Origin of the sequence: Bacillus sp. DE0042, assembly GCF_007680225.1 — a bacterium.
GTDB lineage: Bacteria > Bacillota > Bacilli > Bacillales > Bacillaceae_G > Bacillus_A > Bacillus_A wiedmannii.
In genome coordinates this window covers 1,802,879-1,826,408 of record NZ_VEJP01000001.1, presented here as the reverse complement: position 1 = coordinate 1,826,408, position 23,530 = coordinate 1,802,879, and the positions used below count along the sequence as shown (strand labels likewise).

Annotated in this window: 21 protein-coding genes; 17 read left to right on the top strand and 4 right to left on the bottom strand. The window is 35.2% G+C overall.

Going from position 1 to position 23,530, the window contains the following annotated elements:
- Nucleotides 1–134: 134 nt before the first annotated feature.
- On the bottom strand, nt 135–1,082 hold the full coding sequence (gene blaIII, locus FS802_RS09260; RefSeq protein ID WP_098655229.1) for a class A beta-lactamase BlaIII: 948 nt from the start codon (nt 1,080–1,082) through the stop codon (nt 135–137).
- Nucleotides 1,083–1,647: 565 nt separating this feature from the next.
- On the bottom strand, nt 1,648–2,970 hold the full coding sequence (locus FS802_RS09250) for an MFS transporter (protein WP_085309481.1): 1,323 nt from the start codon (nt 2,968–2,970) through the stop codon (nt 1,648–1,650).
- A 224-nt stretch (nt 2,971–3,194) separates the two neighbouring features.
- Here FS802_RS09250 and FS802_RS09245 point away from each other — a divergent pair, with 224 nt between their 5' ends.
- From FS802_RS09245 to FS802_RS09215, 7 genes are all read left to right on the top strand, one after another.
- Nucleotides 3,195–4,832, top strand: coding sequence for an ATP-binding protein (locus FS802_RS09245; protein ID WP_098655228.1), 1,638 nt, complete (start codon nt 3,195–3,197; stop codon nt 4,830–4,832).
- On the top strand, nt 4,804–5,481 hold the full coding sequence (locus FS802_RS09240) for a response regulator (protein WP_098720333.1): 678 nt from the start codon (nt 4,804–4,806) through the stop codon (nt 5,479–5,481). Before FS802_RS09245 ends, FS802_RS09240 begins: the two co-directional genes overlap by 29 nt.
- Nucleotides 5,478–6,455 carry a tripartite tricarboxylate transporter substrate binding protein gene (locus tag FS802_RS09235; protein WP_142336904.1) on the top strand — a complete coding sequence of 326 codons (978 nt, stop codon included), beginning with the start codon at nt 5,478–5,480 and terminating at the stop codon, nt 6,453–6,455. Before FS802_RS09240 ends, FS802_RS09235 begins: the two co-directional genes overlap by 4 nt.
- A 164-nt stretch (nt 6,456–6,619) precedes the next feature.
- Nucleotides 6,620–6,817, top strand: a complete 198-nt coding sequence (locus FS802_RS09230) for a hypothetical protein (protein ID WP_000383009.1) — start codon at nt 6,620–6,622, stop codon at nt 6,815–6,817.
- Nucleotides 6,818–6,854: 37 nt separating this feature from the next.
- Entirely contained in the window at nt 6,855–7,403 is a 549-nt protein-coding gene (locus tag FS802_RS09225) for a restriction endonuclease (protein WP_050000889.1), read from the top strand.
- Between the two features lie 257 nt (nt 7,404–7,660).
- Nucleotides 7,661–9,427: a UvrD-helicase domain-containing protein gene (locus tag FS802_RS09220; RefSeq protein WP_098720335.1), complete on the top strand. Its 1,767-nt coding sequence runs from the start codon at nt 7,661–7,663 to the stop codon at nt 9,425–9,427.
- Nucleotides 9,428–9,506: 79 nt separating this feature from the next.
- Nucleotides 9,507–10,712, top strand: a complete 1,206-nt coding sequence (locus tag FS802_RS09215) for a TerD family protein (RefSeq protein WP_144524974.1) — start codon at nt 9,507–9,509, stop codon at nt 10,710–10,712.
- A gap of 156 nt (nt 10,713–10,868) precedes the next feature.
- Here the strand turns inward: FS802_RS09215 and FS802_RS09210 are convergent, their stop codons facing one another.
- Nucleotides 10,869–12,260, bottom strand: coding sequence for a Sau3AI family type II restriction endonuclease (locus FS802_RS09210; protein ID WP_098706593.1), 1,392 nt, complete (start codon nt 12,258–12,260; stop codon nt 10,869–10,871).
- 342 nt (nt 12,261–12,602) lie between these two features.
- Between FS802_RS09210 and dcm the strand changes: the two genes are divergently transcribed.
- From dcm to dnaB, 9 genes are all read left to right on the top strand, one after another.
- Nucleotides 12,603–13,886 (top strand): DNA (cytosine-5-)-methyltransferase, encoded by a 1,284-nt coding sequence (gene dcm / locus FS802_RS09205; RefSeq protein WP_098706592.1) that lies wholly within the window; start codon nt 12,603–12,605, stop codon nt 13,884–13,886.
- A 188-nt stretch (nt 13,887–14,074) separates the two neighbouring features.
- The gene (locus FS802_RS09195) at nt 14,075–15,205 is read left to right on the top strand and encodes a PDDEXK family nuclease (RefSeq protein ID WP_098706591.1); all 1,131 of its coding nucleotides are present in this window, start codon (nt 14,075–14,077) and stop codon (nt 15,203–15,205) included.
- 457 nt (nt 15,206–15,662) lie between these two features.
- Entirely contained in the window at nt 15,663–17,072 is a 1,410-nt protein-coding gene (locus tag FS802_RS09190) for a reverse transcriptase domain-containing protein (RefSeq protein WP_260989061.1), read from the top strand.
- 357 nt (nt 17,073–17,429) lie between these two features.
- Nucleotides 17,430–17,768: a magnetosome magnetite crystal formation protein family gene (locus FS802_RS09185; protein ID WP_098720337.1), complete on the top strand. Its 339-nt coding sequence runs from the start codon at nt 17,430–17,432 to the stop codon at nt 17,766–17,768.
- A 3-nt stretch (nt 17,769–17,771) separates the two neighbouring features.
- Complete coding sequence (locus FS802_RS09180; protein ID WP_144524972.1) at nt 17,772–18,023, top strand: hypothetical protein; 252 nt, start codon at nt 17,772–17,774, stop codon at nt 18,021–18,023.
- 8 nt (nt 18,024–18,031) lie between these two features.
- Nucleotides 18,032–18,775, top strand: coding sequence for a MerR family transcriptional regulator (locus tag FS802_RS09175; RefSeq protein ID WP_098656033.1), 744 nt, complete (start codon nt 18,032–18,034; stop codon nt 18,773–18,775).
- 51 nt (nt 18,776–18,826) lie between these two features.
- Nucleotides 18,827–19,153 (top strand): nucleoside triphosphate pyrophosphohydrolase, encoded by a 327-nt coding sequence (locus FS802_RS09170; RefSeq protein ID WP_098720339.1) that lies wholly within the window; start codon nt 18,827–18,829, stop codon nt 19,151–19,153.
- Between the two features lie 191 nt (nt 19,154–19,344).
- Nucleotides 19,345–20,211 carry a DnaD domain-containing protein gene (locus tag FS802_RS09165; RefSeq protein WP_098720340.1) on the top strand — a complete coding sequence of 289 codons (867 nt, stop codon included), beginning with the start codon at nt 19,345–19,347 and terminating at the stop codon, nt 20,209–20,211.
- A complete protein-coding gene (gene dnaB, locus FS802_RS09160) occupies nt 20,208–21,494 on the top strand; it encodes a replicative DNA helicase (protein ID WP_142336907.1) in 1,287 nt (428 codons plus the stop codon). The genes FS802_RS09165 and dnaB overlap by 4 nt, the downstream gene beginning before the upstream one ends.
- 91 nt (nt 21,495–21,585) lie before the next feature.
- Here the strand turns inward: dnaB and FS802_RS09155 are convergent, their stop codons facing one another.
- Nucleotides 21,586–22,371 (bottom strand): TrmB family transcriptional regulator, encoded by a 786-nt coding sequence (locus FS802_RS09155; RefSeq protein ID WP_098720342.1) that lies wholly within the window; start codon nt 22,369–22,371, stop codon nt 21,586–21,588.
- 268 nt (nt 22,372–22,639) lie between these two features.
- On the opposite strand from FS802_RS09155, the gene FS802_RS09150 reads away from it, so the two are divergent.
- Nucleotides 22,640–23,407, top strand: coding sequence for a TSUP family transporter (locus tag FS802_RS09150; RefSeq protein ID WP_025966954.1), 768 nt, complete (start codon nt 22,640–22,642; stop codon nt 23,405–23,407).
- Nucleotides 23,408–23,530 lie beyond the last annotated feature (123 nt).

Genomic DNA, 23,530 nt, shown 5'->3' with positions numbered 1-23,530 from the left:
AACGATTTATCGCCAAACAATAAAAATGAGCTTTTTATTACAAGTTAGCACCAAATTTCGTTTTTGGGACACTATTAAATTTTCAGTTGATGAAAACACCCGCATAAAATAGAAAACTTTTAACCTATTATCATTTATTCCGTAGCTTTTAAGGTACTTAACACGACTTTGGTTGCGTCTGCAATAAGTTTATCATCGTATTTAGCATCTTCTTTATCATGATTAGAAAGTATAGCAAGAACAATCGGCTTTTTATTTGGTGGCCAAATAATTGCGATATCATTTCTTGTTCCGTAAGATCCCGCGCCTGTTTTATCAGCTACTTCCCATCCTTTTGGTACACCCGCACGAATCAATTTATCTCCAGTTGTATTTCTCTTCATCCAATCTACTAATAGTTCACGTTTTTCTATTGGAAGTACAGTTCCTAATGTAAATGATTGAAGTGTCTTAGCTATCGCTTCTGGTGTACTGGTATCATGTGTTTCTCCTGGATGCACTTCATTTAATTCAGGTTCAAATCGTTCTGAAGTAGTAACAGTATCTCCCATTTCTCTCAAGATTTTTTCAAATTCAGAGGGACCTCCTAACTGTTTAAGAATCAAATTATGTGCTGTGCTGTCACTATATCGAACAGAAGCATCTGCAAGTTCTTTTAACGTCATTCCTGTATCAACATGCTTTTCAGTAATTGGATTATAATTAGAAAGATCTTCATGAGTATACGTAATCCTTTGATCAAGAGCTTCTAATGAGTTCTTGCGTAAAAGAGCGCCCACAGCTAATGATTTAGATGTAGATGCAAATGCAAAACGATTATCTGAATGATAAGCAACAGTTTGATTCGTACCTGTGTCCAGTGCATAAATACCAAGCTTAGCATCATATTCTTTTTCAAGTTTAGCAAAAGATTGATTTCCTGTATTTTCTTGTTTCATTTGATTAGCTTGATTCGTTTGTTTAGGTGGTTCAGATTGAGCATCACTATTGGAACAGCCTATAAGTGATACACATGAAAGTAATACTACAGGTACAATCTTTTTGTAATGTAAAATGTTACAGAACTTGTTTAAAACGAACATAAATTTTCAACCTCTTTCAAGAATATATGGATTTTGTCTAGGTATTCTAAATACCAATGCAATTAAAGATGGCATTGGATAACAATATTACTGCAGCTAAAATTTCACAGGTTAAATGACATCCAAAACGTTTATCCCGCATTAACGGGCAGTAAGACCCCCGTTGATTAAAGTTTCACTTTATATGATTGATAAGTCACAGTTTGCGTTATTTCTTTTTTGTTTCCACTTGTAATGGTTCACCTGTGAAAGTATTACAATACATGTTTTTTACTTTTGGGAATAATAAGTCCTTTCATTTTTTTATAATACATAAAAATAGATGTCAAACGGGATATGTTGTATCCAATCTGGACAACTCATATTAGAAATACACTTATTAGACACTCTAAGTAATAAATTTGTTCCACTTTAAGATAAGGAAGAATTTGGGATTTGTGAAATAACAATGGAACTACGTGTTTTTTCGTCATACAAAAACCTCTACATATAAGTAGAGGTTTTTAAATTGCATATTAATGAATTATGTTTTTTCAGATAAACGAAGATCATAGAATATATACTTTTAACTAGACTTATTATTAACTAATGTATCCCCGCCACCAAGCTCCGCCTCAATCTGCGAAGTCTTCGATGACTCATCCATACGCCAATATGTGATAAAGCTGATAGCGATACATCCAGCTACATAGAAGTAGAATAGTGATTCCATCCCGATACTCTTTAGCCATAGTGCGATGAACTCAGCTGTTCCGCCAAATATCGCAACAGTTAGTGCATATGGTAAACCTACGCCAAGTGCGCGAATTTCAGTTGGGAAGAGTTCTGCTTTTACAATTGCGTTAATGGAAGTGTAACCAGTAACGATAATAAGGCCGACCATCATGAGTAAGAATGCTACCATTGGTTCTGTCGTTTTTTCCATAAAGAAGAAGATCGGTGCTGTTAGTAACGTTCCGAGAATACCGAATGCCATTAATAATGGGCGGCGTCCAATTTTATCGGATAATAGCCCCGCAATTGGTTGAAGTACGACGAAAATAAGTAGTGCGACAAAGTTAATCCAACTTACAACTTCTTTCGGAAGACCGACTGTGTTTACCATGAATTTTTGTAAATATGTTGTGTACGTGTAGAATGCGACAGTACCTCCTAATGTTAGGCCGACTACTGTTAATACTGCTTTCGGGTGTTTCATAAGCGCGCGAACAGTTCCTGCACTTTCGCGTTTTTGTGATTTTATGTTTGCGAATTGCTCCGATTCATCCATCGTGCGACGAAGCCATAATACAGCTACTGCACCCATCGCTCCAATAATGAACGGAATGCGCCAGCCCCAAGCTTTCATATCTGGTTCGCTTAGTAATTGCTGAAGAACAATTTGAACGCCTAACGCAACCATTTGCCCAGCAACGAGCGTTACATATTGGAAGCTTGAATAAAAGCCTCGGCGACCACTACTAGCCATTTCAGATAAATACGTTGCGGAAGTTCCGTACTCTCCGCCGAGTGATAATCCTTGCAGTAAACGGGCAAGAACTAAAATAATTGGTGCCATAATACCAATGCTTTCGTAACTAGGTGTACAGGCGATAATTAAAGAACCACCGGCCATAACCGTAATCGAAAGCGTTAATGCTGCCCGGCGTCCGTGCCGATCCGCATAGCGTCCCATTAATAAACTGCCGATAGGGCGCATTAAAAAACCAACTGCAAAAATAGCTGCTGTGTTCAGTAACTGGCTCGTTGGATCTCCTTTAGGAAAGAACTCTGCTGAAAAATAAACAGCGAAAGCAGAGTAAACGTACCAGTCATACCATTCAATTAAATTGCCGACTGAACCTTTGAAAATATTTCCGGCGACTCGATTTGATTTTGCTTGAGCCATAATAATTCCTCCTCTTGCTTAGAAATAAAAGTTAAATATGAAATCGTTTTTATTGTAGTTGAATTGTACTGTCTATAGAATAAAATCTCAATATTATGACAATTTTATTCTTTTTGTACTTTATGTACATGGAGAGTTTTAATAGTTGCTTCATTATTAGTTTTGTCATAATAATAGAAAAAGGAGATTGATAGTTTTGAATATTTTATCAAAGGATATGAGGCATGAAGAAATCACGCAAAGTGTCATTACAAACGAAAATAGTAAGCTTAATTATCGCGTTAATTTTATTTGTCGTTCTCCTATTAGCGGGAATATTTGTTTACATTCAGTCCGTTGATACGAAGCGCCAAGTGGAGCAGTTAGCACTGCAAACAGCTAAATCTCTTTCTTTTATGCCTGCTATAAAAGATGCTTTTCAACATAACGAGCATAAAAGTACCATTCAATCCATTGCGGAACAAGTTCGTGAGCAAGCTGGTGCAGATTATGTCATTATAGAAGATCGTTATGGGGTGATGTATTCCCATTCTAATTCGGAGTTAATTGGCACAAAGAGTAACAATCCATATAACTATGAAGCACTTACTTTTGGAGGATACTATACGCTCGAAGGAAATGGGGAAAGTGGTCCGGCTTTAATGGCGAAAGCGCCCATAATTGTTCATAACGGAGACTACGATCAAGTCGTAGGTGTTGTGACAGTAGAGTTTTTAATAAAAGGTATCAAATCTAACATACTGAGCAGAACGAAAGAAATTATACTCTTTTCCTTAGCTGTATTAGTAGCCGGCATTGTTGGCGGCATTCTTTTAGCACGTAGCGTTCGGAAAGATACGCTCGGTTTAGAGCCGAATGAAATTGCGGCGTTATACCGGGAACGAAGCGCGATACTACTATCTATAAAAGAAGGAATTATCGCTATTGATCAAAACGGTTTTATTACGATGATGAACACTTCGGCAGAAGAGATGCTTCATGTAAATGGTGATTATATGCAGCAGCACATTTCAAAAGTTTTACCGGAATTTAATATGGAAAGAGTGCTAGAAAACGATCAAGAAATCGCGTTTCAAGATAAAGTGTTTATTTTAAACATGACGCCGATACTTGAAAATAATAGTACGGTAGGCGTTGTATGTAGTTTTAGAGATAAAACAGAACTGCAAAACCTTGTGAACACAATATCTGAGGTAAGAAAGTATTCTGAGGACTTACGTGCTCAAACACATGAATTTACAAATAAACTTTTCGTTTTATCGGGATTACTTCAGTTAGGGCACTACAAAGAAGCAATTGAATTTATTCAGCAAGAATCTAACATTCATCAAAGCCAAAACCATATTTTATTCCACCAAATTCATGATGCGAAAGTACAAGCTATTTTATTAGGGAAAATCGGAACAGCGTCTGAGAAGAAAATTGATTTTCATATTGAAGGAGATAGTGCACTTCATCCGTTACCAGACCATATAAAAGTTTCGCACCTTATTACGATCCTTGGAAATATAATCGACAATGCGTTTGATGCGGTGAGTACACAAGAGGAGAAGAATGTTTCTTTCTTTGTTACGGATATTGGGCACGACATTGTGTTTGAAGTGATAGATAGTGGAACAGGGATACCGGCAGAAAAAATTACGACCATTTTTCAAAAAGGATTTTCAACGAAAGGGAATGATCGTGGTTACGGACTAGCAAACGTAAAAGAAATGGTAGATCTACTAGGGGGAACAATTGAAATTCAAAACGAGAAAAACGGGGGAGCTATTTTTACAATTTACCTTCCGAAAACATTGAGAGAAAGTACAAGACAAACAGGGGGATGGGCATATGTTGAAGGTTGCAATTGCAGAAGATGATTTCCGCGTCGCGCAAATTCAGGAAGAGTTTTTATTAAAAATAAAGAACGTAAAAGTGATTGGAAAAGCATTGAACGCGAAAGAAACGATGGAACTACTACAAGGGGAAGAAATCGATTTACTTCTATTAGATAATTATTTACCAGACGGAATCGGCACAGACTTATTGCCAAAAATCCATGCTGATTTTCCAAACGTTGATGTCATTATGGTTACTGCGGCAAATGAAAACCATATGTTAGAAAAAGCAATTCGAAACGGCGTAAGCAACTACCTTATAAAACCGGTCACGTTAGAAAAATTCGTTCGCACAATTGAAGACTATAAAAGAAAGAAACAATTATTACATAGTAACAATGAAGTGAATCAAACACTCATTGATAACTTCTTCGGCATTTCGCAAACACAAGACATGAAAAACTTACCGACAGGTGTCGATCCGTTAACATTGCAAAAAGTGAAAGGGATTATAAAAGGATTCGAAGCGGGCATTACAATAGAAGAAATGGGAGAACAAATGGGTGCCTCCAGAACAACCGCAAGAAGATATTTAGAATACTTAGTAGCGATAAACGAATGCACAGTAGAGTACACATACGGCATTATCGGACGACCAGAACGAAAATATCGCATAGGACGAGGACTATGAAAAAACGATTATTACTATGTATATGGATCATGACAGGAGTAATAGCTGGTTGTTCCGTAGAGAAAACCCACACGAATAAAGTGAAAATAGAAGAAGTAGAAATCGTTGCACCAAACGTTCAAGGAGCAGGATGGGACTTAACGGCGCGAGCGATGCAAAAAACGCTAACAGAAGAAAAAATCTTCACGAAACCAATCACTGTCACAAACAAAGTAGGTGGTAGCGGTGACGTCGGATGGAAATATACGAAACAAAAAGGTGGTCACGTACTGGCGATTAACTCAAGCTTACTCATAACGAACAACCTACTAGGCCACAGTAAACTGACATATAAAGACTTCACACCACTCGCAACACTCGCATCGGACTGGGAAGTCGTTGTCGTATCAAAAGAATCAAACATAGATAACGCAAAACAACTAATGGAACAACTCAAACAAGACAAGAATAACTTCAAAATCGGCGTTGCCCCCGGCCTAGGAAACGACGATCACTTATCCTTCGTACAAGTAAGCAAAGCATTCGGCATAAACCCTGCCGAACTACAATTCTTCGTCTACGAAAACAAAGAAAAAATCATAAACGCCCTAACGAACAAACAAATCAGCGCCGCAACCATGACCCTATCCGAAGCCGAAAAACAATACAAAGCCGGCAAAATAAAAATACTAGCCGTATCCGCACCAAAACGACTAGACCGCCTACCAGAAATCCCAACATGGAAAGAACAAGGAATCGACGTCATCTTCCAGCACTGGAAAGGAATTATGGGCCCGAAAGATATGACGGAGGAAGAGGTTGCTTATTGGGATGATGTGATTAGAAGGATGGTGGAGAGTGATAGTTGGAAGGGGATTTTGAGGGAGCGGGGTTGGGAGAGTTTTTATAAGGGGAGTGGGGAGAGTAGGGTGTTTCTTGAGGAGAGTTATGGATGGTATGGAGAGATGGTTGGTGGAGATAGAGGAGATAAGTAATTTTGGTACTTTGTACTTATAAAATATCGATATCGTTCTTAGCATGTGTATTTAAAAATTTAAACATAGATTATGTAGTTGGAAATGTCTTAATATAAATATTTCCTTTTATAAAAATAATGCGTTATTATAATTTTATAAGTTAAGATAGAAAGGGAAATAAAATGGATGTTAATAATATAGAGTTACCAGAATCACTAAAAGAAGTACTTTGGGATGGGTGGATACTCCTTGGTGTCATATTTGTTGTATGTACCCTGCTAGTAATTATTAGATCTTATATACCAGATGATATGCTACCTATCATTAAAGGTGCTATAGCATTAGTTATTTTAGGTGGGATATTTTATATAGGTTATTAAAGTAATTATTATGGTTTATGAGTGAAAAGGAGTTAAGATGGCTAAGCGAAAGAAGAAGCAAGATGAATCAATATTGGGATCTTTACTAGTTATTACGTTTTTCGGGGTGTTGTGGAAACCGGAATTTTTAGTACCGATAGTAATGGTATCGGCAGCAATTATATTATTATATATGTATGTGAATGTAAAAAAGCTAAGAGAACTTCGACAATCAGGAATTTATGATATTGATAAAATGAGCGGACACCAGTTTGAAAAATATTTAGGAAGTCTATTTCCTGCTTTGGGTTATAAAACAGAGATTACTAAAGCATCTAACGATTTTGGTGCAGATTTAATTTTGAGAAAAAATGATAAAAGAATTATTGTACAGGCAAAACGCTATAAGAATAACGTTGGAATTAAATCTGTTCAGGAGATTGTTGGTGCAAAAGAATTTTATAAAGCTGATGAAACATGGGTTGTTACAAATAGTGAATTTACAGCTGCAGCATACAAACTCGCTAAAGTGAATCGAGTTGTATTAATTAATAGAGAGAAACTTATTAAGTTAATTAGTCAGGGCAAACGAGAAAAGAGAAATTAGTGATACAAAAGGTCAGGTATAGACTTATGGAAAAGGCACTATGAAAAGTGTCTTTTTGTTTTGGATATAGAAAAATAATCCAGAAAACTTATATTTTAGTATATAATTTAAAATGAGAATGGCGTGTAATAATATTTTTAATAGTAAAAGAGAACTGTTGATCATTTTTTATTATTGTAACTCGTTTATTTGTATATATTTATATTTAATTTATATAAATGAAATACACGCATAATATGAAAAAAGAGGGGATTCTTGTGGGTTTACACATTATACCGAATGATTTGCCAAGCTTGACTCCAGGTGAAAGAAGAGTGCTTGAAAAGATTCGCTCTTTATATAAAGACGTGGAGCGAGAAGCGTACTTATATATTCAGCCAAGAATTAGACATTTAGAACCTGATTTTATTTTAATTGATTCACAAAGAGGTGTAACAATCTTTGAAGTGAAAGATTGGGAACTTTCTTATATTAATAGAGCAGATAGAAGAAAAATAGATTTAGCAGATGGAAAACAGGTAGATAATCCATTTAGTAAAGCTAACTTATACCATACTGCAGCACAGAGGTTATTTAGGTTGCACGATATTTTAAAAAATGAACGGAACGAATTAAAGTTTAAATTACATACTAATGTTATATTTCCGTATCTTCATTCTAATAAGATTGAAGAGAGTGGATTAGATCAAGTATTTAATCAGCCACCAGCGCAGTGTATTTCATCTGACATGTTAAGTACAGTAAATATAAATCAATTATTTAAAAATGAATTTAGTTTCGTAGAAGAAGATGAAATTATTGCAATACGAACACTATTATTTCCAGAAATTAAGGTTAGTTGTAGTGATAATCAAATCAGTACAAAAGAATTAATTACAGCACTAGATGCAGAGCAAGAGCGTTTCGCGAAGCGTGTACCATACGGTCACTATATGGTAACTGGAGTTCCGGGTAGTGGGAAAACGGTTTTATTGCTAGCTCGTGCAATTCATCTAGTACGTGAACATCCAGAATGGAAAATAAAAATATTAACGTATAATAGGTCGTTAAAAACAAAAATTGAGAACAAATTGAATTCTTTAGCAGCTGATCTTGCCTTTATGAATGTGCGCTTGGAGAATATAGATGTTAGCACTTTTCATAAATTTGCGCTAGATACAGCAAGTATATGTGTACCCCAAAAAAATACAGTGAAGTGGTGGAATGAAGAATTGCCGGAAGTAGCTATACAGCGAGCTCAATCATCATATGATGCTGTTTTAGTGGACGAATACCAAGACTTTCTAGATGATTGGATTCGATTATGTGTGAAGTCGTGTAAAGAACATACGTATGTTAATAATCAAAAGGAAACTGTTACGGGGATAAATTTATTTTTAGCAGGAGATAGACTACAGAGCATCTATAACAACTCAGATCATAGTTGGAAGAGCTTAGGTATTGATATGCGCGGGAGAAGCTCTTTATTAAAGAAATCTTATCGTGCCGGTAGTCAACATATAGATTTAGCCCTTAATTTCTTGAAACAAGAAAAGAAATTGGAAGAGGAAGTAAATAAATTTTATTGTCCAATGAGCGAACTATCTTTTGAGAATGAAATGAAAGATGGAGTTAGTTTTATTGAAGGATCGTATGAAGATATTAGTAATAAAGTCTACGAGCTTATTAAGCGCAAGGGCTATAAGCCAGAAGATATATTAATTTTGTGTAGAGAAAGAAAAGATTGTGAGAATATACAAAAGAAATTAAATCGTGAGATACGTCAAAAAGTAAAAGTTACAAAAAATATTACTGAAGGACATTTAATTATAACAACGTATCATTCATCAAAAGGTCTTGAGGCACCAATTGTCTTTTTAGTTGATGTGGATAAGTTTGAGAGAATGCAGCTTGAACAAAATGATATTAAACTACGTAAGCTATTATATGTAGGCATGACAAGATCATCTGAGCATTTATACATTCATGCTGGAAGTTATGATAAACCTTCCTTTGGACAAGTATTAAGGAACGAAATATCTTGAGGGTATCTTTGAAAATCTAAAGAGGAGTATAATTGAACTGAATGATAAAACATTAAAGGTGTAGGACGGGGGAATTATGATGATACATACTTTAGTAAGGGGACAAAAGATAGACGTCACAAAGAATCATCCGGGAATTAGAGGAGTACTGGTAGATTTAAATTGGGATGCCCCGATGAATATGGATGTAGATGCATCAGCTTTTTTAGTAGGTTTTAATGGGAAAATTACTAAAGAAGAAGATTTCGTTTTCTATGGACAACCTTATTCTAGTTGTCAATCTGTTCAATTGGATCAAAATGAAACAAATGGAAATAAACAAAGATTTTCGGTAGATTTTACTCATATAAAAGATGACGTACAAAAGATTGTATTTTCGATTACAATTTATAATGCCGAAGAGAAGAAACAGGCGCTACGAGATGTTTCGCATATTCAATTGAAAATAAGCAACGCACAATCAGGATTAGAAATTATTCATTTTCCTATCACACATCCATTTACAGATGAGAGTGCCATTATTGTTGGAGAGCTGTATCGACATGGGGGAGGATGGAAGTTCAATCCTATTGGAGCTGGCTATTTTGGTGGATTAGCTGCATTGTGTACAAATTTTGGAATAGAAATCGCAGAAGATGAAAAACAATTTGCTCCTCCTGTAGAGAAGAAAATAGTTCCTACTCCGCCTCCAGTACAAAAAACTATTAATGCAGTGAAGGTTGAATTGAAGAAAAAACAATCTATAAATATACAAAAATCTAAAATGGTAACAGCTACTTTAGAATGGGAAACAAATAAAGATTTAGACTTATACTGTTTTTACGTAACAACTAATGGAGAAATAGGAAAGGTTTATTATAAAAATCTAGGTTCGTCTAAAGTCTCGCCATATATTGTGTTAGATGGTGATTCGCAAGAGCCAGGAAAAGAAACAATTCGTATTTACCGACCAGAATCTTTAAAATATGTTTTATTTGCTGCATATAGTGCTGTCGGAAATGGAATAGGTAGTTTCTATTCTATGAAGGCTAAAGCTGTTGTCGATAATCATATGGGAAGCGTTGTAACAGCACCATTATTAGAAATAAATGACCATGCTTATTGGGTGTGTATTGCTCATATTGATTTCACGAATTCAAATGAGATGAAAATTTCACATGTAGAAAGCTACTCAAAAGACCATTCAGAGGCTTCACCACTGTTGTACGAGAACGGGAAGTTTCGAATGGATGTAGGGCCGATTGAATTTAAAAATGAAGAGGATTATCAGAAGTATTTTAAGTGAAAATGAAGAAATAACTGATTCCGCATAGATGGAAGTATTATTAAATATTGTATATAATATGTGTTAATTTTAATGATACATATTTAATGGATTAAAGCTAGGTAAGTTTTTATATACTATCTAGCTTTAATCCATTTTTGTTAATGAGAAAGGTAATTATTTATTCGTTTTGTTAATGATTTGGGCGATATAAGAGTTATTCAACCAATAACACTGCTTTGTAATATACTGACCATCGGGTAAAGTTACTTTATCAGCACCGTTACGGGCTTTTGGTCTAATATGCGCGACACCGTTGAAGTTTATTTTTGGTAGGTTATTTGCTTCAACGACTTTGTCACCACGTTTTTTATATTCAATTTGAATACCCTCATGTATTACTTTATTAACTTCTTCCCATAGTTCACGTATTTCTTTTTCTATTGTAGGGGCAGGCATGTTCCAAAGTTTAATCCCTTTAAAGTAGAGTTTACGATTTGGATTTTCTTTTTTTGTTTGTTTAAATTCAAAAATCACGAATAAAAACTTGGTTTGATAGAAACGTTCTCTAATTTCGCTTTCTTCCCATGATTCGTTTGTCCATTGATGAAAATCAATTGTTTCAAATGACATGCTTTGCTCGGGTTTTCCGTTGGGTTCTAAACGGACTGTTTTAAATTCTATATTAGCTTTCGCAAATTCTTCAATTTTATCGAGTCGAGTTCCTTTAATACCAAGTAAAGAGCTTACTAATAATGGAACAAAGCTTTTGGTTTTAGGTTTGTAATCAATAGATAATTTTTGAGCGATTTCTTGATCAGTTAAGCCTATGTAATTTTCAAATTTTGAATAAAGGATTTCTTCTAAAGATTTTCCTTTTAGTTCATTTGTTGTTGTAAAACTTACTAGTTCTTCGTTTAGGTGATACCTGCGAACTAGTGCTGTCATATAAGAAGGCTTTAACGAAAAAGCTCTTTGCATTGCTGGAATTTCAGAATGCGGTTGTGAGCGAAGTGAATTTTTATTGGAACCCTTAGTGCAAGCTCCTAAATAGTTTGTATCACCTTCAGATAATTCATGTGCTTTGCCGGCACGAATTTTATTTACGATGGTTTCCCAGTCTTGTCTAATTATTTCTAAATCAGCTTCAGGATAGGTGAATAAAAGACTTTTTGTAATGTGAAAATCTTTACGGTCTACACCAGGTACCCATTCATAGAACATTAATAATAGTTTTTCGTTTTTCTTCCAAAAGCTTGATGTTTCAAAGTGTGTATGAACTTCTTCCATATAGTTGATAATATTTAAGACTAGCCGCTCTTTGGCTGATAATGAACCGTTTTTATTTTGTTTAAATGCAGTTACTTTGAGTTCAATACCAAGGTGTTTAAAGTCAGCTTCTGCGTTTGAATTTATTTCATATCCGAAAAAGCTCTCCTCAATTACTTGACCTAATCCGCCTTTTGATTTTGCGTTTGCGAGTCGGTCAGTTGTATCGATTTCACCAAATGTTTTTCCTTCAGCCTCATGTGCTTTTTTCATTAGTTCTTCTATTGTAGTGTAATCCATAATAATCTCCTTTCTGTATCCAGTGCTGCGTTGTATGATTTTAAACAATACATATTAAAGTTATGCTATAATAAAAAGCTGTTTCAATTTTATATAAGTAAAATTTATAAGAAGGAAAAGACGATTTGTTTTATTAGATAACAGTTATATTGGATCTGTTCAAGGGAAGTTTCTTCCTTTATAATATTGATATAGTAGCGAACTGTTTTCTTAATTGTTACAAGCCAAAATAAGGAATTGTAAAAAAGTATGGTTCTTGAAATGTTATAGTTGATCTTTTCCTCACTTTTTATTATAATGAAGCATAGATAAATAAAATACCGAAAGGATGTTCGTGTATTTATGGTGAAAGTAGTAGAACTTTTTGCGGGAGTAGGAGGTTTTAGATTAGGACTGGAAGCAAACAAAAACTTTGACGTTCTTTGGGGAAACCAATGGGAACCCTCAACTAAAGCACAACATGCATTTAATTGTTATGCAACTCGCTTTGAAAATAAAGGAATACATGTAAATAGAGATATAGCTGAAGCTTGGCCGGAAATACCTGAGCATGATTTATTAGTAGGAGGCTTTCCTTGCCAAGACTATTCTGTAGCACGTACTTTATCAAATGAAAAAGGAATACAAGGGAAAAAAGGTGTTCTTTTTTGGGAGATAATGAACATAGTTAATTCTCGTAAGCCAAGATTTGTTTTGTTAGAGAATGTAGATAGATTATTGAAGTCACCAGCAAAACAAAGAGGTCGTGATTTTTCTATTATGCTGGCAAGTTTTAGAGATGCAGGGTATGCAGTTGAATGGAGAGTTATTAACGCTGCAGATTATGGATATTCACAAAGAAGGCGAAGAGTATTTATCTTTGCTTATCTAAATGAATCCCATTTTTCGTCCATCCAGAGCAAAATGGAATCGTTAGAAATATTATGTGAAAAGGGATTTTTCGCGCCAGTGTTTAATGTACTTGAAGCACCAAAGGAAAATAAAAAAAGAGGGCAATTCACATTGCCAATCGATATCGTGGAAGTTTCTGATACATTTAATGCCGAATACTATAATTCAGGTGTAATGATAAATGGACAAGTATATACGGAAGAAGTAGTGCCAGTAACTGCGACTCCTGAGACATTAGGTGAGATAGTTAAGAAAGTATATGATGAATTTGGCCCTGCGGATGAATCATACTATTTGAAAATAGATAAGATTAACAAAAAGGGAAGAACGGAATTTGAGGAACTTAAGTACCTTAAAGGTCCTAAAAAAGAAGAAAGAGTATCAAAGGCGACGGGGCATAAATATTTCTACTCTGAGGGAGGAATGGCATTCCCTGATGATTTAGATAAGCCTGGTCGTACAATGTTAACAAGTGAAGGAACATGTAATAGAAGTTCCCATGTTATTGAAGATCCTTATACAAAAAGACTAAGATATTTAACACCAGCTGAATGTGAACTGTTAAATGGTTTCCCGATGGATTGGACGAATACGGGGATGCCACAAAGAAATAGATACTTTTGTATGGGAAATGCTTTAGTCGTTAATTTGGTAGAGCGAATGGGGCAAAGGATTTTAGAGATTAACAAAGAAGAAGAGAAGATGGATAGTATTGTGCAGTTGAGTTTATTTTAATAAATGAGGGAAGGAGTGATTATTTATAGTCACTCCTTTTGTTATGTATGGATAGATGATAACTATAGGGGGGATTAAACTAAATATAGTAGATTTGAATTATATGTAAATTTAGTCTTCATTTTTATGAGGAAGTGATTAAAATGAAGAGTAGTTATATCAAAAAATAAACAAGAGGGGTTTGGAATATGGCGGGCTATATTTTTAGTTTAGATAAAAAAACAAATGTGGGAGATTATTTGCAGAATGGGGTATATAGCACTAATCTCAGTGTACCAAAGAAGAACTCTTGGCAATCCCATCATGAAGGAACCTTTGCGGATTATTTCAGCATGAAAGAGGGCGATAATGTATACTTTTTTCAAAATAGAAAAATATACGGAGTCGGCGAGTTAATTAATATAGGTGATGATTGCAAGTATTTAAACTATCCAGGTGCAGATGTTCCTAAGATCCCAGAGTATAAATTAATTAAAGGTAATATGCTTTATCATAGGGACAAAAATAGTATTAATAATAGATGTTTATGCATCTTTACACCCGCACCTGCATTTTTTCAAAAAGGGATAGACATGGATGAAATACTATCTTTTAGCCCAAAAAGTTTTCGGATGTTAAGAGCTTTTTGGAAAAAATCATTTATTAAGATTGATGAAGAAGAAAATAGAGCGTTGAAAAATATAATCTTAAAAAGAAACGAAGAGTATATTTATGAGGATGAAGGAAAGTTTAATCTCGATATATCATTTCATGAAGAATTGAAAAGTAAGATTGGTAATGATTATTTAATGAAGTCAGAGAATATTTTAAACTATGCAGCTGTAGATGATAAGATTAAACATGAAATGGCAATTGAAGCGAGTATAGTAGATATAATAGCGAATAATGATACTAGTTTATTTGGGAAATGGGACTATGTATCTCATCAAGTAATTGCTTCTCCATTTAAACCTGTTGATTATATGGATAAAATGGATGTTTTTGGATATAAATTTATATCAGGATATGATGTGGTGTCTAAATATTTACTTATAGAGATAAAAAAGGATAAGGCTGATTGTGAAGCTATTGATCAAGTCATGAAGTATGTTGATTGGATAAACCAGGAATATGCTTACGGTGATTATTCAATGATAAATGCATTTCTAGTGGCATCTGAATTTCCTCCACATGTAATAAATTATAAAAATATTGTTTGTAGAAGGAACTATACTATTGGAAGAAGACCTATTGTTCCAGCAGAATGGACGGATATAAAGCTGATTAAATATAGTTATGATGGTAATACAGAGAGTATTCAGTTTAAGGAAATTAGATAATGTATCGTAAAGAGTTTTTGATGATATTAATTGAGACTATTTGATTTAAAGTAAGTTTGAAAATGATGAACTTAAGATGAGCAAAAGTAGTTTAAAGGGAGTGTAAAGTAAAACTTCCCTTTTACTTTTATGTAACGATAATGTGAAAATTTGGATGCGTAATAATTGATTTTTGAGAGGCGGAAATGGTATATTTTTGTTAATATATCTTTTTTATTTACAAGGTATAGGCGTCTTACATAATTGGATGTAAGAGAGAAGGGTTTCTGTTTGTCAATGTTCTGAAGAATCAGAACATCGACGAGCAAGGATAATATTGCTATGATCATTGTAATCGATGAATCGGGCATATTAATCATTCCTTCCACAATTATTAATAGTAATTTAATTCTATTATAATTGAATTGTTTATGAAAATCGTAGTCACTATTTTGTGTATGCTAGGGAGGTTTTCTGTTTGAATCAGAGTAATAGACTACAATTACAAGACTTCCCGAGCTCTACACATGTTGATTGGTCTAAATATGAGTCGAAGTCTTATATTCATTTTGATAACAGAATAAAAATCGAGCATGTGAAGAAGTTTATACAGGACCCTGTATGGATTGAGCGGCATGCTTTTTTCCCGTTTATACATTTTCAGATAAAGTTCAATAAATATACATTGAAGGATTTACCAAACCGAAATGCCTTAAAGAAGACAGGGTTGCCTAAAGATTTAAAAGAGAAAAAGGTTAAAATTAGGGATATTTATTATTCTTCTCATATTGATAGTTATATATATAAGTATTATGGGGAAATGTTGAATAGATTTTACAATCAATATGCAATTGAAAAGCATATTGATTGTAATGTGTTGGCGTATAGAAATAATAAAAAGGGTTTTAATAATATAGATTTTGCACATGAAGTATTTGAATTTCTTTTTAAACATAAAGAGGCGATTATAATTTCTTTAGATTTCACAAGTTTTTTTGATAATATTAACCATAAAGCGCTTAAACGAAAAATTAAAGCTATATTAGATTGTGAAGAGCTTCCTAAAGATATTTATAAAATTTATAAAAGTATAACTCAGTTTAGTTATGTTAATAAGGTTGATATAGATGAATTTTTAATACAGAAATTCGGGAAAGATTTACTTGGGCAAAAATTGAAAGATAAATCTTTATCAAGAGTTATGAATCCAAGAGAATATAGGGAGTTTAAAAAAACAAAAAAAATATTAAAAAATAAAAAACCTTTTGGAATTCCGCAAGGATCGGGAATGAGCGCGGTTTGTTCCAATATACATTTAATAGATTTTGATCAAGAATTAAAAGAGTGGGCGGAATCTCACAATGCTTTATATAGAAGATATTGTGACGATTTAATTCTTGTCATTCCTGAAAATGATGTTACCTTAGAGAGGGTAAAGCTTTTTAAAACTGAAGTGACAAATATAATTGGGGAATATAGGGATGATGGATTGGTTATTCAAAAAGATAAAACTGAAGTTAGATTATATCAAAATGGTATAATAAAAGGAGAGAATGGAGAAGCGAGTCAACTAGATTATTTAGGGTTTGTTACAGATGGATTAACGGTAAAGGTGCGAGAGAAAAGTTTATTTAAATACTATACTCGCGCCTATAGAAAAGCAAAGGTTTGTAAAAATATCACTTTGAAAACTGGTAAAAAATATGAGAGAGGAAAATTATATAAAATATATACACATTTAGGATTTAAATATAAAAAACATGGGAATTTTATTTCTTATGCAAATAAAGCACATGAAAAAATGAAAGATTTACCAATTAAGAGCCTTATAAAGAACCAAATAAAACGCCATTGGTATAAAATACATAAAGTTTTAAATGGTAACTAGTTTTTATATAGTTTGTTTAATTGATTGCAGGTATAGCAAATAGGTGGCCGAAATAGTTTTCTTATTATTGGAGATTAAATCTAATTTAAATATAGTTTGCTGTGATTGATAATACTGCTATATCTTTAATAGCTAGGGGAGAGGTGAGAGCAAGTATAGTTCTACACTGAACATCCCCTAGTTTTTTGTGATTGTTCAAAGACCTTAATTATATGAGAGAAACAAACGATATAATCAATATAGATAAAAATAATTATATTATTTACAATCTTTTAGTTAGATAATCCCCTTGCACCTCCCCCAACGTCACCCCCTAACCTAAAGAAGACAAATCAAAAAAGGGGGACCAAACCACTCATGAAAACCACCACAAAAGAAAAAAGAAACACCATCATCATGCTACTACTCTCAGCCGCAATAGGAATCTTTTCACCACTACTCATGTACATCACACTGGCACGTAAAAATGAAGTGTACAAATACCATTGCCGAAAGGCGTTCAACTTTCATTTGTTAATCTTTCTTCTATTTAATATTAGTTCGCGTATTAGTTATGTTTTGTTTTGGATTGTGTTTGCCTTTGAGGTCGTTCAAGTGATCATTGTTGTGTGGAAAGTAATATGCGATGAGCCATATCGTTATTTTATTCGAGTTCCTTTATTTAAAGAAGATAAGTATATAGTGGAAGGAGAATAGATGATGAAACGAGAAGTGGAGGTAAGGGGAAAGCAAATTTTTATTATGGCCGCAGTATTGTTTATTGCGATTTATATTGTTTTAAGAAAAAGAAAGTATGAGTACTTTTATGATGGTATTAGCGAGTATGAACATCGTTATAGAGGGAGTATTCCTTTTGTATTGCTTGTTGTAGGTTTGTTTCAATATTGTAGGCAGAATGAGATGAGTTTTCCCCATATGCTTCAGTATGTGAAAGAGAAGTTATCGGAGTAGGTGATGATATGGCGTGGATGATTAGTGAGTTTGCAAGTGTTGGGGATGTTACGGTGCGGACGCTTCGTTATTATGACAAGATTAATTTATTAAAGCCGAGCGATTATACTGAGGGCGGGCATCGGTTATATACGAAAGATGATTTGTATGTGCTGCAGCAAATTCAATCGTTTAAGCATCTCGGTTTTTCGCTTGGGGAAATTCAAAATATTATATTGCAGCGTGATATAGAGACGGAAGAATTTTTAAGACAAATGCATTTTCAAAGGGAAGTGCTTTTGGCAGAGCAAGAAAGAATTGCGAAGGTACTTTCACATATGGATGGGATGACGAAGAGGTTTCAAGAGGAAGAACGAGTGGATGTTGCTTTGTTTTCTTCTTTTTTGCAAACTTTTATATGGGAGAAAGAAAATAAGGAATGGTTAGAGGAACATTTTTCAAAAGAGAGTGTTCAAGCTTTTTATAATAATAAGGAATTAAAAGAAGAGTTTGATCGGCGCTTTATGGATGTGATAGGGAAGTTGAAAAAGTATAAGGAAGAAGAGAAGGATCCGAGTCATCATGAAGTTCAAGTTACTTTGAAGGGATTTTTCAATTTAATAGAAGAAGTAACGAACTATCTTGATACACCTCAAAGCGATATAGAGAATATAATCCAAAAATCAAACTTCCCACTATCTGAATTCCCAACCCTCTTTACAACCGAAGAAGAAAACTATATAAAAGAAGCAATGCAGCAGTTTAACACCTAGTTAAACTGCTTTTCCATTATAATAGAAGAAAAACCAAACGGAGGAAATCACATGCCAACCTACAACAAACTAATCCGAAACAAAATCCCACAAATAATAAAAGCTAACGGAAAAACACCCACAACAAGAATCCTAAACGAAGACGAATACATAAAGGAAATCTGCAGGAAAACACAAGAAGAACTAACAGAATACATCGAAGCAAAAACAACATCCGATAAACTCGAAGAACTATCCGACCTACTAGAACTAATAAACGCCCTAGCCGAATACGAAGGCGCAACACTAGAAGAAATCAACAACATCCGTAAAAAGAAAGCAAAAGAAAGAGGCGGCTTTTCAAATCGTGTATTTCTAATCGAAGTAACCGATAACTAGCCCCTCCTAAGCCCCTTGCAAGCCCCTACCAAGTAATAAATCACTAAGAAAAAACATAACAAAACAAAAACACCAACAAACACCGTAGTAGTAGTCAAAAAAATTTTAAAATAACACGCCAAAAACCCGCTCAGTCTCCCATATATATTATGAAGAGGTTTTTATTTTGAACGGAGACGGGAGGAATTGGGATGGCGGTGTATCGTACTGTGCAGGTGAATTTTTGGCAGGATGATTTTGTTTTGGATTTGACGCCGGAGGAGCGGTATTTTTATGTGTATTTGCTAACTTGTTCGAAGACGACGCAGTGTGGGATTTTTCCTTTTCCGAAGCGGTTAGCTGAGATGGAGACGGGTTATAATCGAGAGACTGTTGATAAGCTTGTGCAGCGCTTCATTGATTATGGGAAGATTCTTTATGATGCGGCGACGCGGGAGTTATTCGTTTTAAATTGGCTTCGTTATAATCCGGTGACGAATACGAATGTGGAGAAGTGTGTGCTTCGTGAGCTTAAGGGTGTGAAGAATAAGGAGTTTGTACATATGTTTCTTCAGAAGTGCGTAGAGGAGGAGCTGAATGTTCCGATGCTTTTAGCGCATTTCTGTATGCCGAGTGATTTGGCTGTGGATGATGTTGATCCAGATCCAGTTTGTGAGGAGGCAGAGGAAGAAGAGGTTATAGAGGAGGAAACGGGAAGTCGCGTATTTTCTTTTTATGAGCAGCATTTCGGTAGTTTGTCTCCGCATACGGTGGAGGAACTGAGTGCGTGGATGGAAGATTTGTCAGAGGAGCTTGTGCTGAAGGCTCTTCAAATTGCGTTTGAGAATAATAAGCGGACGGTTGCTTATGTGAAGGGCATTTTGAGAGGGTGGCACGGGAAAGGTTTTACGAAAGTGTGTGAGGTGGAGGCTGATACGGCTAAGTTTCGGAAGAAGGATTCGTCTGTTAGTACGGGGGAGACGGAGGAGTTTTTGGCGAGGTGTGAGAAGTGGGAGAAGAATGCGCCGTCTGAGGAAGAGTTGCAGCGCTTTTTAGCGGAGCGCGGGTGGCGTCCATGAGTATTCAAAATGTGGAGGCGGAAAAGACGGTGTTAGGTTCTCTATTACTTGATGGAGAGCTTATTAAGGAGTGCCGTTTGACGGAGCAGTATTTTTCTCTGTCAGTGCATAAGTCTATATTTCAGTTAATGCGAAAAATGGAAGAAGAGGGGCAACCGATTGATCTTGTGACGTTCATTTCTAGGATAGATCCGAAGTTTTTAGAGGGGATCGGGGGAATGGAGTATTTTATAGGGTTAATGGATGGTGTGCCTACAACTGCCAACTTCTCTTATTATGAGGGGCTTGTTCGAGGTGCCTGGAAAATGTATCAGGCGGGTGTTCTCGGGTATAAGATGGGAGAGCGTCTTATTGCGGAGAAGAATGAGAAGATTATTGGTGAGACGATTACGGCACTTTGTGAGTTAGAGGAAAAGGATTGTGTATGTGAGTTTGATTTGAAGGATGCGCTAGTTGATTTATATGAAGAGCTTCATCAAGATGCGAAAGAGATTACTGGTATTGAGACTGGTTATATATCGCTCAATAAAATGACGTGCGGATTGCAGGAAGGTGATTTTGTCGTCCTTGGTGCACGCCCTTCTATGGGGAAGACTGCTTTTGCGTTAAATGTTGGACTGCATGCGGCGAAGGCTGGAGCGGCGGTTGGACTGTTTTCGTTAGAGATGAGTAGCAAGCAATTGTTAAAAAGGATGGCGTCTTGCGTAGGTGAAGTGTCAGGAGGAAGACTGAAAAATCCGAAGCATCGTTTTGCGATAGAGGACTGGGAGAAGGTGAGTAAGGCATTTGCGGAAATCGGGGAATTACCATTTGAAATTTATGATAATGCGGGCATTTCGGTGCAAGATATTTGGATGCAAACTCGTAAGTTAAAGAGGAAGCACGATGATAAGAAGGTTTTAGTTATTGTAGATTACTTGCAGCTTATTACGGGCGATCCGAAACATAAGGGCAATCGATTTCAAGAGATTAGTGAAATTTCACGTAAGCTTAAGGTATTGTCGCGTGAATTAAATGTTTGTGTAGTGGCGTTGTCGCAATTATCTCGTTCGGTAGAAGCACGGCAAGATAAGCGTCCACTTTTATCTGATTTAAGAGAGACAGGACAAATTGAGCAAGATGCGGATGTCATTATGCTTATGTATCGAGAGGATTATTATGATAAGGAAACGATGCAGAAAGAGATGACAGAGATTCATGTGGCGAAGCATCGGAATGGGCCTGTGGGGAGTTTTAAGTTGAGGTTTTTGAAGGAGTTTGGGCGGTTTGTGGAGGGGAAATAGTTGAAAGACTTGAGTATGACTTTGCAAATAAAGCATAAGTTTTTCATTTCATTAACTTATGCTTTATTCTTTGATTCTTTCAATATACTTCTTATTTCCCCATAAAGAAGGATTTTCTCTCTGTAGTGATCCATTGCTGCAAATCGTCTTGGCTACGTCGGACAAGTCGATTTACTAAAACATCATGCCATACATAATCCTCTAGTAAGTATATATGAACGGGGTCATCTGTATAAAAAGCAATATTACGCTCTTCAATTGATGGTCCATAAATCATCTCTTTAGAATCTATCGATAAAATAAACCAATGTTCTGTAGACAGAGTTTCTGTATAGGGTGTGATACGATGAGCTTCTAGATTTTTAATTGGATTTTCAACATGTAAGGTAATACCTTGTACTGAAACTTTATCAGCTACCTCACATAGTTCCTCTTTTAACGCTTCATACATCTCATCCCACATTGAAATGACAATACGGTGTTCTGCTTTTTTTATTAATGCCTGACAATAGCTAATGATTGTTTTGTTGTCTTTTAAAGTAATCACTCGATTATCCGTTTTTTCCTCGGAAGTTTCGAGTTTTTTTAATGAATCACTGATTCCTTCATAAGTAGACTGCCATTCTGATTGAGCTTTCTGTAAAAAGATTTCAACAGGTAGAGGTGAATAGCGAGTGGTGTCATTTATTTCTTCCTTCATGACGATTCCTTTTTCTACAAGGTTACCTAAAATCTCATAAATTCGCGCTCTTGGGACCCCTGAATCCTTACTTACTTGGTAGGCTGTGACAGGCCCCTGTTTAACAAGAGATACATAAGATTTAGCTTCATATTCATTAAAACCAATTTTTTTAAGCTGTTGCACTATGTAGTCCACTTTTTTCGTCCTCCGATGTTTGCTTTTATCCCGCTATTTGCCGGGCAGTAAGACCCCCACCTCAAAATTCAGCGGAAGCAAAGAAGTTAGGTGGGGGGCGGGCTGCCCGTAAAAGCCCGATTGGTGAGGGCTGATAATCAGTGGGGGATGAACAAAACCCCCCACTGATTAAAGTTTCACTTTATATTTCAACGTTACAATAACTCTTTACATTTAGCAAATTGATAGTTACTATTACAATAGTGACTAAAGGGGGGAGGCTACTAGTATGGATTTGTATTTAGACCCATCTATATTAATTATTTTGATTGTTTTTGGGTTTGTGGCTGCATTTATTGATTCAGTTGTAGGCGGTGGTGGATTGATTGCCTTACCAGCTTTATTATTTACAGGACTGAATCCAGCAAGTGCAGTAGCCACGAATAAACTAGCATCAACAATGGGGAGTGCAACTAGTAATATTGTGTTTTATCGTTCTGGTAATCTTGATTTGAAATCGGCTTTGAAATTATTTCCAATCACTTTTATAGGCTCTATAGTAGGTGCATGGACCGTTCATTTAATGAACCCAGAAGTACTGAAGCCATTGATGCTGGTAATGCTTGGTGCGGTGGCTATTTATACGATATTCAAAAAGGATTGGGGTAGTATTTCTACTCATAAGAAATTATCTGGTCGACACGTCATTATTTTTACCTTTTTTATTTTTGCTATTGGTTTTTATGATGGATTTCTAGGGCCTGGCACAGGTTCGTTTTTAATGTTCGCTCTTTTATTTATTGGATATGATTTTTTAAAAGCAGCAGGTAATGCGAAGTTTCTTAATTTAGGAAGTAATGTTGGTGCATTGTTAATATTTATGTATGTAGGGCAAGTAAACTATGCGTATGGTTTTATAATGGGGATTGCTCAAATTGCTGGAGGAGTCGTTGGCTCCAAATTTGCTATAAAAAAAGGAAGCGGGTATGTTCGTGCTCTTTTCATTACAGTAACTTGTTTATTGTTAGCGAAAAATCTGTATGACTATGTGCAGTAAGTAATGTAGAAAAGGTTAGCTATGCAGGCTACATAAATATAATAATTCTTTGTAACATATTTTAGATGCTACCTTATTCAAAGATAGCATCTAAAAAAATTAAGGTAAGAGGATGAAAATAAT